A 12,176-nucleotide genomic window follows, 5' to 3' on the forward strand; every position below is an offset into this window, starting at 1 on the left:
GCTCCCAGCGGCAAAAAAGCCTGGCGTCGGAGATGTTTTAAACAAATTTTCAAAGAGCAGGCGATCAACTAACGAAATCGGATCGCAAAAAGTCAAAAATATATAGGAAGGCTGCGAGACAGCCTGTGAAGCCTTCCGCTACATTATTTCCGGGCAACTGCCCCGGCCTGTGTAGGGGAAGGTTTCAGCCTTCCAGGTGGAGGTCTGAAGACCTCCGCTGCAATACTTTAGCAGCAAATAACGGTTGAATGACAATAGAATCTCTTCAGCCGGCAACCATACCCGTTGTCGGCCGGATTGTCTACCCGTTCTTCCAGTCCACCAGTTCCGTCAGCACCATCATGCCGTCATGGCTCTGGCCGGGGTAAATGGTTCCGCTCTGACCGATATCGACGATGTTGCTGACGCCGGCCGCGGCGATCACGTCCCGGAGTTCTTCCCGCCGGGCCGGCGGGAAAATACTGACCGTGGAGACACCGGGATGCAGGTACGACAGAACATCGGAAAGCGCGCCGACCTTGCGGACGATGATCATCCGTTGCATGGTCAGGCAGGAAAGCGGGAACTCCCGGTTGACGACCACCACCCCGGATGAAAACCGCCCGTTTGTCCGGTTGATGTACCAGTCGGCGTCGATGAGCATACCCCGCATCAGGCGCTTGATTTCCCCCTCGAAGAAGGGTTCGATATAGTTGGGTGCGTATTGGTCGAACCGTTCCAGCCCCTGACGCAGGGCCTCGGCATAAGCCTTCAGTTGATCGTCGTCCCCTTCCACGTAATGAATCTGGGAGGCGATACAGGCTTTCTGGTTGGCGACCAGGGAGTCCGCCAGGGTCCGGTCAGCCACGTGTCGGATGTCTCCGGCAAACGCTTCCCGGCCGATCATGGAAATACCGTAGCGCGGGTTGAAGGTCAGCACCTTGGTGAAAACGGCTCGCTTTTTGACCGATTCCACCGCCTCGGGCGCGCCCCAGACCACGATGCGGTCAAAGCTGCCGGGCGCGAAAAAAGCCGATTCCACGGATTCGTCACCGCCCGGCCAGTAGACGATGGAGAGATGGCGGGTGACCGGATGATCGGGCCGGCCGGTCGCCATGGCCAGGGCCAACAGCGCGCCGGGAATGGTGGCGCCATAGGGCGACTTGACCACCGCCGGAGACTTGGTCAGGATGGCGCGGAGAGCCGAGAACAGCGGAATCTGCGGGGCGTTGCCGGCGGTGATGTGCAACTGCCGGGTGGGCATGGCGCGCAGCGTTGGAACGCGCGGCCGCCAGGCCTTGTCCGGTTCCCTGAATATTTCGGCGGCCATTAAGTGGACCGGTTCGGGGAAAACCGGGGCCTCCGTCAGGGGGACCCAGCCGTCGAGAAAGCGCGTTCCCGGCAGGTTCCAGGCGCACAGGTCATTATCCACCATCCGGCGGGCGTTGCCTTCATCCAGCAGCAGCTCGATGGTGTCGAATCCGGCCCGATGCCAGCGGTCCGGCAGAAGCGCCGTCGGCAGGGTGGCCTCCCGGACATGGTCCAGGAAGGAACGGCTGGCGGCAAAGGTCTCGCCCAGGGCCCGCAGGAACGAAAGGATTTCTTCAAACGGCAGGCTGTACAACTCCCGGCAGAGACGGCCGAAATCCTTTTCGATGACTTCCGTTGCCTGGAATACGGGCATGACAGAGTAAAGATATTGCCCCGTATGGGTCATCGCCTGACGGTCGATAACCGGTTCGCGCGCCACCTGCGTTTCGCCGATGGTGACGTGGGTGACCGGCGCCGACGACAGCGGCCGGCCGCATTCTTTGTCCGCGAAAGCCTGACGGATGGTGTCCATGGCGATCGGGCCGGGCAGGCGGAGTTGTCCCTTGATCAGAAACGGGATCCGCTGGACGCCGTCGGCATCCGGCTGAAGCAGGTTGTGCTCCCGGCAGAATTCGCCGATGGGACCGGAGAAAATGTTTCCGGCGGTTGTCCCGCCCTGATTGCTTGATTCCATATTTTCCTCCCGCCGGGCTACGCGTTGATTTTGGCCATGATGCCGCCGCACCCTTTGACCTCGCGGCCGGCGCTCCGCTCGATGGACAGAATCATCGGCCCGGAGCGGCCGCAGGGACAGGGCGCGTTGATCCGGCGGACCGTATCGCCGGTCACCAGAAAACCCGGGTAGCTCTCGGCAAAGGGGTCGATGATGCCGAGGGCGCCGGTGACGTCATCCCCGGCGAGCGGTTTCAGGGACTCGTCCAGGATAACGGTCTCAAAGTGGGGCGGAACATGGTAGCGCTTATGGCTGCAGCGCAACATGAGGCCGTGGATTTCCGTCATGGAATACCCTTCGGCGATATGCCGGGGCTCCAGGCCGAAGGTTTCGCTCAGCAGGCGGACCAGTTCCTCCTCGGGAATGCGCCGGCCGTCAAAGGATTTCCAGCCGCCGCCGAAAATCACCCCGCTCCCCTTCCGGACCTTAAGCGAAATCTGCCGGGCCTTGATTTTCTGGCATATTTCCAGGAGCAGATACGGAGTTCCGAAAACAATGACCTTTCGCCGCCGGCGGACCGATTCCTGAAGCGCGCCGATCATGCGGTCGTAGTTGGCTTCCTTGTTGAAGACCGTGGCCCTGAGGAATTCGTCGGCCAGGGTCTGCTCTTCCGGAGAATGAGCGCCGCGAATAATACCGCGCACCGCGGCCGGGGACAGGGTCATGTCGTAGAGGAAAAAAGCCGAGCCGCAATATTTGGCGATCTCCTGGCCGACCAACTGGATGCCCTGGTTGCCGCCGGAAAAATTGCAGAAGTAGCCGTCATAATCTTTCAGGACGAAGCGGCCGAATTTATCGGCCATCTTCAAAAAGGCATCCGGCTGTATCATTTTGATCAGCCGCTTCAGCAGCCAATATTTCCAGGGTGAAATCATGCCCTGCTCGGCGATCAGCAGCGGCAGATAGAGCAGCGGCGTCTTTAGAAAATGGGTCCAGGTAGCCTCGTCCCTGGGAACGAACGACATGTTGCCGGAGGTCCCCGAGGAAAAGACCAGGTTCATGCCCTTTGCGGCCAGGGCCTCGATCCACTGGTCCAGGTTGCGGACATCACCCGGGAGCTGCCCTGTCAGGTCCACGGTGCTGATCCGGGAGAGCCAGGCGGTCATGCCCTCGAAGTTCTTTCCGTCGACCAGGGACTGGGGATAGGACTTGAAAATATCGTCGGTCACCATCAGGTGCGCAATGATATTGTCCAAGCCCGGGTTGTCCGTGTCCAGGTCCGCCATTCGACATACCTTGCGGTAGTAAGGAATGTTTTCCCGGTACCGGCGGTGATTGATCTCCACGGCCCTTTGCCGCAGTCGCCTGGCCCGGTCCCCGTCCACGGTCTTGTCCGCGGCCCAGTCCATGATCAGGCGTTTGAGCTCACCGTGAACCGCTTGTAGTTCCCGGTCGTGGCTTGTGTTCATGAGTCCGCCCTCCCCCTCTAAAGACCTCCGCTACAACTTTTTGGCTACTGCCGCGACTTGTGTAGCGGAAGCCTTCAGGCTTCCAGAAAGGCAATGAAAGACTTCGCCTTTCCATCTATGGAGGTCTAAAGACCTCCGCTACATTGAGCCCGCAGCTTCCGCTGCCATCATGCGGTCTTTCTCGGCCTTCACTTCCGGGTCATAGCATTCCACCGGCAGCCGGCCGGCCCTGGCAATGCAGCCGTTGCAGAAGGAGCACCTGGGACCGGCAACATTCTTTCTGAAATGGGCATACAGATACGGGTCGGCGATCATGGCCCGGCCCACGGATACGGCGTCGCATAAACCACGGTTGATGGCGTCGGCGGCCGCCTGGCGGGTCAGAAACCCGCCCACACAGATGACCGGCATGGTCAGCGTTTTCTTGAACTCCCGGGAATAGCCGGTATTGAACCCTTCGTAATGGGGCCAGATGCGGTTGAAGGCAAAAGCAATGGGATGGCGGAACAGGGTCACGCCCGTTTTCCGGATAAAGGGCAGCTGCCAGCCGATGCCTTCTTTCATCAGGCCCTTGAAGAAATCATTAAAAGTTCCCCGGATCATGGGAAACCCTGACTCGTAGTGACCCACCGTCACTTCCACGCCGTCCAGCCCCTCTTCCTGGAGGATGCGGGCGGTTTCGACCAGTTCGCCGGTGCTCAGGCTGGCCCGGCCGGTCAGGGCGTCGGCGCCGCCGATCTTGGCGATCAGGGGGTAATCCGGTCCGACCCGTTCCCGCACCGCCCGGTATACCTCCAGCAGGAAGCGGAGCCGCCGGCCCTGATCGCCGCCGTACTCGTCCCGGCGGCGGTTGGTGTAGGGCGAAAGGAACTGGTTGATGAGATAACCGTGGCCGGCATGGATCTGGACGCCGTCAAACCCCGCTTCCTGGCAGTACTGGGCCGAGTCCGCGAACTGCCGCACGGCCTGCCGGATCTCGTCGATGGTCATGGGCCGCGGTTTCGTGCCCATGACCTTTTCCGTCACGTCTGAAGCCGAGATGGCGCTCTTTAACCCCATGGCCCGGGCGAACACCTGACGGCCGCAGTGGTTGATCTGGCCGAACAACTTGCCGCCGTATCGGTGGGCCAGGTCGGCCCAGCGTTTCAGCCCCGGCACCTTGTCCGGCGCGTCCGCGCCGCCCATGCGGTAGGTGGATTTGCCTTCCGGACTGACATACAGGTTGCCGGTGATGATCAGCGGCGTCCCGGCCCGGGCGATGGGTTCGTAAAAAGCCAGCAGCTCGTCGGAAACAAACCCGTCCTCGGTGGCCCGGGTTTCGGAAGTGGCGGTTTTACAGACCCGGCCGCTCACGGTCAGTTTGCCCAGGGAAAACGGCTGGAACAGGATGTCTTCAGCGCTCATGACGGTTTCCTTTTTAGTGATATAAAGGGTTCAAGGATTCAAGGGGTTGTTGCGGTTCACTTGAATCCTTGGCCCCTTAACCTGGCATCAGGCTTCTCCCGGCTCCCTGATGTAAAGAAGTTTAGCGATTCTCTGCATGGGCATGCCGCGACGGAAAAGCAGGACCTGGGCCAGCACGATGAAGAGCGGTACGCCGATCAGATATCCCAGCAGAGTGCTGCCGGTCACACTCTTCAGGCCCATGACCATGAGAGCCGCCGCGATGGCCAGCCCCAGGCAGGCCACCCATTGAATCCCGAAATAAGCCGCAAGTATTATAATCGGATTGGGCACCTCCTCCGGCCGGATGGACGGATCCATCTTCGCCCCTTCCCGGGTGAACGTGATAAAACCATGGATGAGCATGGGACCGAAAAACACGGCCATGATCACCAGGGTCCACCACACGTTGCTCATGAAAAAACCGAGGCCCATATGTTTTCCCGGGGACCAGAGTTCGCCGTTGTTCATGCTCATGTCATAGAGGAATCGCTGATACCCCGTGCAGTCCCAGCCGCAGACCAGGATAAACCAGAACAGGATCCAGGCCCACATCCAGTTGGCATGGGCGCCGTAGTAGTTTTTCTTTTTTACCAGTTTCAACGTGGTCCAGTACCCCAGTATCCCCTGGGTCACGTTCGTGACCGCAAACAGGGTGACCAGCCACGCCGGTATGTCCTTCATGGTTTTAGCCACCTGCATCGTCTCCCATTGGGTGTGTTCCCAGAGAAGATACAATCCCGACGGGGCAAAGAAAACCGAGAGGAAAATCAGGATAAAGACATACCACTTGTTGTCAAAAGACTTTTCCTCTTTTTCGAGCTGACGGCCGGCAGCCGCCGCGAACGTCGCGCCGAAGGCGTACGCCCAGACCACATCTACCTGAACCATAATTGCATCCTCCCTGTTATTGTTGATATTACTACCCAAAAATACTCATCATTCCGGTTTGAGAACCCGGAAAATCACATCCGCCATGAATGCCAGCCATTCGTCCTGACTGGAAAGCGATTTAAAAGCCGGCGACTTCTTCGAGATCACCAGGTCCATGTGGGGCAGCAGTCCGGCCAGACCAACCACGATCAGCACCATCAGGACAATGCTCTTGTCCGGGTCGATGGATCGGATGGCGCCGCTCTGCTGCAGTAATTTGAGCATGGCCGCCACGGTGTCGAATTCGGCGTAGAGATCAGGCCGTTTCTTCTTCAACGCTCGCAGGCTGGCGCCGCCGGCGGCCAGGTCGTACAGGATAATGGTGGCGTAGTCCTTCTTTTCCAGCAGCGTCTTGAAATACCCCTGCAGGACGGGATAAAGGGATTGCAGGGTCAGGTTTCCGCTCTTAAGATGCGCCTCCACCTGCCGGGTCTTGGCCTCGAACAGGTGTTCCAGCACTGCCAGGTGCAACTCATCTTTGTTTTTGTATATGTAATAGATCATGGCCTTGTTGACGCCGGCCTCCCGGGCAATGCGGTCCACCCGGGCGCCGGAGAAACCGTAGACGGCAAATTCACCGGCGGCCGCGTCCAGGATGAGCTGACGCGTTTTTTCCAGATCCCGTGTTTTGTTTTCCCTGCCCTTTTTCATGATAAACATTTTCCTTTTTTCCACCCGGCGGCCGTTAAAAACTAACCAGTTAGTTAGTTATAGGACGTAAAAAACACGATTGCAAGGGAAAAATTTGAAAATCTGATTATGGCTGCTTAGGTTGTTCTGAAGGTTTCTGCCCGATCTTTCCCATGGTCCATTCCAGGGTCAGGCGGGCGACCAGATAATCTCTTTTGCCCCGGGCCAGGCTGCTCTGGGCATGGAGAAGATTGAGGGCGGCATCGTCAACGTCCAGGCGCGTCATGACGCCGTACTTATAGCCCTGCTCGGCCATGGCCAGCATCCGCTCCGCCTGGGTCACGGTCTCACCCAGCGCCATCACGATCTCGCCGGCATCTCTGACGGCGTTGACCGCCTGCCTCACCTGCAGCACCAGCGTGTCATAAATATTGCGGATATCCAGCTCCAGGCTCTTGGCTTCGCTGACCGCCTGGGCCGTCAGGCCTTTGGTCCGGCCGCCGTCAAACAGCGGCCAGGTCAGATACATGCCGAGTGACCAGGCGTCGCCTTCCCCGTTGAAGCTGTCGTCATACTGCTCCATGGTCAGATCGCGGTAACCGTAACTGGATTTGAAATCGAGCCGCGGCTTGTTCAGGCTGTTGGCGATGATCACCTTCTCCTTGGTCATCAGCAGGTTGTGCTGCAGATACGCGACTTCCGGGCGGTTGGCCAGCGCCGTTTCCATGACCTTGTCAACGGAAGGGCATTCGGCGATGGCAACATCCAGCGTGCCGGAGGCGTCGGGTTTCTCGTCCTGGAGCGCCAGCAGGAACCGGAACCGTTCTCTGACCAGGGCCAGCGCGTTATCGGTCCGGATCGCCTCGGGCCGGGCGTTTTCCAGCGCCACCCGGGAAGACAGCACATCGTAATCCGTGGCGGTACCGGCGGCGTATTTATGCCGGGCCTCATCCAGATGCCGCTGTTTCTGGCTGATGTTCTGCAGGGCCAGGTCATGCATGTCGCCGGCCAGGAGGATGTCGTAAAAAGCGACGCTGACGTCCTTGATCGCCCCCTGCTCGGCCATGATCGTCTGCGCATCCGCCGCCCCCATCATCTCTTTGGCGCCGCGGATGGCGGCCGCGACCTGGCCCCAGGTGAAGATGACCTGGGAGAGCCGGAGCTCGGCCACGTTGAAATCGCTGTATTCCGGAACGTCAAACAGCCCCATGCCCTGGGCCGCCCGGCTTTCATCCTTTTCCCTGGAAACCGCCGAAACGGCGGTGATCTGGGGGAAGGCCGCGGCCCGCTGCTCCAGGTAATAACCATGGACGCGGTTTTCCGATTCCCTGGCCTTGAGAATGTCCTTGTTGTTCTCGAAGGTCAGTTTCAGTGCCTCGTCCAGGGTGAGCCGCCGGGTGGGGACAAACTCCTCGCTCATGCCCGGCCGGGGCCAGAGCAGTAGGGCCAGCAGCAGGGGGACGACGGCGGACTTCGCCCGGAGGCGTTTGAGCCGGTTGATGACATCCTCCAGCAGGGTGTAGAAGACCGGCACCACCAGCAGGGTCAGCAGGGTGGAGGTGATCAGGCCGCCGATGACGGCCCGGCCCATGGGCGCCCGCATTTCGGACCCGGCCCCCAGGGCCAGGGAAAGCGGCAGCATGCCGAAGATCATGGCCAGGGTCGTCATCAGGATGGGCCGCAGACGGGTGCGCCCGGCCTGGATCAGGGCCTCTTCCCGGGGCAGTCCCTGGGCCCGGAGAACGTTGGCGTAATCCACCAGCAGGATGGCGTTCTTGGTCACCAGGCCCATCAACAGGATGAGGCCGATCAGGGACATGATGTTGAGGGTGTCCCCGGCCAGGCGCAGCATGCCCACCATGCCGACGATGGAAAGGGGCAGGGAGAGCATGATGGAAAAGGGATGGACAAACGACTCGAACTGGGCGGCCAGGATCAGATAAACAAAGACGATGGCCAGTATCAGGGATTCGGCCATGTAGCCGAAGGACTCGGCCATGTCCTCGCTTTCTCCGTAGTAGAACACGCGATAGCCGGCCGGCATGTCCCTGGTCGCTTCGGCTACGATCGGCTTGACCTGCTTGATGGCCGAGCCCAGCGGCAGCCGGTCGAGGTTGGTCGATACCAGGGCTTCGCGCATCAGGCCGTAACGGCTGACTTCCGACGGGGTGACGCCCATGGTGTAGGAAACGACGTTGCTTAACGGGATGAGGTTGGTCCGGCCGGCGGGATCATGCACGGCCATGAGCAGATTGTTCAGCTGGGCCGGGTTCTCCCGCATCTCCAGCGGCAGCCGCACGCGGACATCGACCGCGTCGCCGTCCTCGTCCTCGAAGGTGGTGATGACCGAGCCGTTGACCAGGGTGTTCAGGGTGCGGGCGATGGCGGCCGTGCTGAGGCCCGCGTCCGTCGCCCTGGGACGGTCCACCATCAGGCGGTATTCGGGAATGTCCTGCTCCTGGGCCAGTTCCACGTCCACAATGCCCGGGATGGTCGCCACTCCCGCCTTGATGCGGGCGGCATACTTTTTCAACACCTCCAGGTCATCGCCCCGAACGCTGATGAGCAGCGGTTTGCGCGTGTCCATGCGGCCGCAGTCCTCGAGGGAGGGGATGACCCCGGCCACCTGCTGCAGCTCACGGCGGATTTCGGCCATGAGGGTGAACTGGTCCTGGCGGCGTTTTTTCTTATCCACCAGCCGGACATACATGGCGGCGTCGCGCGCCGTTCCCCAGTCGCCGGCCCCGATGGTGGTATAGGTGCTCTCCACCTCGGGATGACGCTCCAGCACCGACATGACCGCCTGGACGCGGTTTCTGGTTTCATCGAGGGAGGCGTTGGGGGCCGATTTGAATTTGAGCAGAAATTCATTCTGATCGTAGATGGGGATGAAGTTCTGTTCCAGGGTGGTCATCAGGAACAATCCGCCGACGAACGCCAGAAAGGCGAGCATCACCACCGCGGCGCGGTGCTTGAGCGCCCACCTGACGAGCCGGCGGTAGAAATCCGCCAGTCGATCAAAGGCGCGGTTGAAACGGTCCAGCCAGCGGGTGAGGAACCCCCGGCGGGCGGTTTTGTCGAGAACGTCAGGATCCAGCCAGCGCGAAGAGAGCATGGGGTCCAGCGTGAAAGAGACCAGCAGGGACACCAGCACGGCAAAGGCCACGGTAATGCCGAAATGAAAAAAGAAACGGCCGATGATGCCCTTCATGTAAGCCACCGGCACGAACACGGCGATGATCGAAAAGGTGGTGGCCATGACCGCCAGCCCGATTTCGTTGGTGCCTTCCCGGGCGGCCCGCATGTGATCGTGGTCCTTCTCCAGGTGGCGGACGATATTTTCCCGCACCACGATGGCGTCGTCGATGAGCAGGCCGATGGACAGGGAAAGGGCCATCAGGGTCATGAAGTTGAGGGTCATGCCCAGCATGTTCATGATGATGAACGAGGAAATGACCGAAACCGGCAGGGTCAGGCCGGTGATGACCGTGGACCGCCAGGAATTCAAGAAAAGAAACACGATCAGGACCGTCAGGAGCGCCCCGATGACGATGGTTTCCTGCACGTCGTCCACGGACTGGCGGATGATGCGCGAGCTGTCCCGCACCACGTCCAGGTCCACTCCGGCCGGCAGGGCCCGGCGCAGATCGGTTATCGTCTTGCGGACCCGGTCGGCCACCTCCACGGCGTTGGCGCCGGACTGCTTGAACAGGTCGATGGTCACGGCCGGTTCCCGGTTGACATAGGCGGCCGTGTCGGGTTCCTCGACGCCGTCAATAATCTCGGCCAGCTCACCCAGCAGAACGGGCCGGTCACCCCGCCGGGCGATCTGCATGGTTTTGAAATCCTCCACCGCCTCGTTCTTGCCGGTGACGCGCAGGGGATACTCCGAATTGTTCTGCCGCAGGCGCCCCAGGGGGATGTTCAGATGCTCCCGCTGAATGCCGCCCAGGAGCTCATCCACGCCCATGCCGATCTCCGTCAGCCGGTCGGGATGCACATAAATATTGATCTCGCGCTTGGCGGTGCCCACCAGGTTCACCTTGCCGATGCCGGGGATGTTCTCCAGGCGATGAATGACCTTCTTTTCCGCCAGGGTGGTCAGCGACCGGGGATCGAGGGTATCGGACCGCAGGGCCAGGGACACCAGGGAGGTGTTGGTCACGTCGATCTTCTGGATGATCGGTTCCTTGATCTCTTCGGGCAAATGGCCCCGGATGGCGTTGATCTTGGTCCGTGCCTCCTGGGCCACGTCATTGAGCTGGACCTCCAGATGAAATTCGACCACCACCAGGGAGATGCTCTCCCGGGAAATGGACCGGACATGCTTGACCCCCGGGATGGCATTGACGGCCTCTTCGATTGGCCGGCTGACCTCGCGTTCGATGGTTTCAGGGGCGGCCCCTTCCAGGACGGTGCTGATGGTGATCACCGGGATATCCACGTTGGGCCACATGTCGATGGGCAGCCGGCGGTAGGAAAAAAGGCCCAGCGTCACCAGGGCCAGTATGAGCACGGTGGCGAAAACCGGACGCTTGATGGAAATATCGGAAATAAACATGGGCTTAATTCCCGGGCGTGTCCGTCGCGGACGAGACAATCACGATCGGATCGCCGTCCTTGAGCTGGAAATTACCGCGCAGGATTACCTGCGCCGAGGGATCAAGGCCGGAGGTCACCTCGATGCGGTCCTGTTCGGCATAACCGGTGGCAATGCTGCACAAGCGGGCCTTGCCGTCCCGGGCCACGAACAGGTCGGCTTTCCGGCCGGCCATGTCCCATTTGAGCAGGGCCGTTTTGGGCACCTGCATTACCCCCGTCCGGAAGGCGGTCTTGATAAAACAGTTGACGAACAACCCGCCCTTGAGCAGGCCGTTTTCGTTGTTCACCAGGGCCACCACTTTTATCGACCGGTCTGCTTCATTGATCACGGGGTTGATGAAATCGACCACGCCCGGGAAGGTCTGGCCCGGGAAGGCGTCGCTCCGGAAATCGATGGCCTGACCTGGCCGGATATCCTTCAAATAAATGGACGGCACGGTGCAGGTCAGGTCCAGAATGCGGTTATCCACTATCCGGAACATGATTTTGGGAGAGCCTACTTCCCCAACAAGATCGCCGACATTGATCATCCGCAGCGCCACCACGCCGTCCAGGGGCGAAACGATTTCGGCCTTGCCCAGCCGGGTCCGGGCGTGACGGACCATCTCTTCCATGGCGTCCCTGGCGGTCCGGGCGTCATCCAGGTTCTGCTGGGTCACCAGCCCGGCTTCATTGAGCTTGAGCATGCGCTCATATTCCCGTTCGGCCTTCTGGCCTTCCACCTCGGCCTTGCGGACCAGAATGTCGGCCTCGCGGGTGTCGAGCCGGGCCAGCGGGTCCCCCTTCCTGACCTGCTGCCATTCGGTCACGTAAACCTGCGCGACGATGCCGGGATATTCGGATTTGACATCCGCCTGGAATTTGGGGGACAGCGTGCCGACCGTGTTGATGCCTTCGGTAATATCCCTGACCATGACCGGGCTGACCTCAACGGCAACGGGCGCCGGGAGTTGGGATTCCCTGCCCTCTTTTTCAGACGGTTGACCGGAGCAGGCGACCAGGAACACGATCAGAGCAATTCCGAACGCGGCGGGAATGAATTTGATGACCATGCGGCATTCCTCAGAATTAACACCTCGTTAATCTTCCGTACGCAAAGGTAGGAATCATAATCCCGGGTTGGTTCATTTACAACA

7 protein-coding genes are annotated in these 12,176 nt (G+C 60.3%); all 7 read right to left on the reverse strand.

Annotated elements, in window-relative coordinates; genetic code table 11:
• Window positions 1–301 precede the first annotated feature (301 nt).
• Window positions 302–1,984, reverse strand: coding sequence for an acyl-CoA reductase (locus tag AB1724_07860; protein MEW6077709.1), 1,683 nt, complete (start codon window positions 1,982–1,984; stop codon window positions 302–304).
• 17 nt (window positions 1,985–2,001) lie between these two features.
• A complete protein-coding gene (locus AB1724_07865; GenBank protein MEW6077710.1) occupies window positions 2,002–3,432 on the reverse strand; it encodes a hypothetical protein in 1,431 nt (476 codons plus the stop codon).
• 138 nt (window positions 3,433–3,570) lie between these two features.
• Window positions 3,571–4,836 (reverse strand): NADH:flavin oxidoreductase, encoded by a 1,266-nt coding sequence (locus tag AB1724_07870; protein MEW6077711.1) that lies wholly within the window; start codon window positions 4,834–4,836, stop codon window positions 3,571–3,573.
• Window positions 4,837–4,923: 87 nt separating this feature from the next.
• The gene (locus AB1724_07875; protein MEW6077712.1) at window positions 4,924–5,766 is read right to left on the reverse strand and encodes a hypothetical protein; all 843 of its coding nucleotides are present in this window, start codon (window positions 5,764–5,766) and stop codon (window positions 4,924–4,926) included.
• Window positions 5,767–5,814: 48 nt separating this feature from the next.
• Complete coding sequence (locus AB1724_07880) at window positions 5,815–6,459, reverse strand: TetR/AcrR family transcriptional regulator (protein ID MEW6077713.1); 645 nt, start codon at window positions 6,457–6,459, stop codon at window positions 5,815–5,817.
• 106 nt (window positions 6,460–6,565) lie between these two features.
• Window positions 6,566–10,999: an efflux RND transporter permease subunit gene (locus AB1724_07885; protein ID MEW6077714.1), complete on the reverse strand. Its 4,434-nt coding sequence runs from the start codon at window positions 10,997–10,999 to the stop codon at window positions 6,566–6,568.
• Between the two features lie 4 nt (window positions 11,000–11,003).
• Window positions 11,004–12,092, reverse strand: coding sequence for an efflux RND transporter periplasmic adaptor subunit (locus AB1724_07890; GenBank protein ID MEW6077715.1), 1,089 nt, complete (start codon window positions 12,090–12,092; stop codon window positions 11,004–11,006).
• Between the last annotated feature and the right edge of the window lie 84 nt (window positions 12,093–12,176).

The sequence above is a fragment of the Thermodesulfobacteriota bacterium genome, from assembly GCA_040753795.1.
Classification (GTDB): Bacteria; Desulfobacterota; Desulfobacteria; order Desulfobacterales; family Desulfosudaceae; genus JBFMDX01.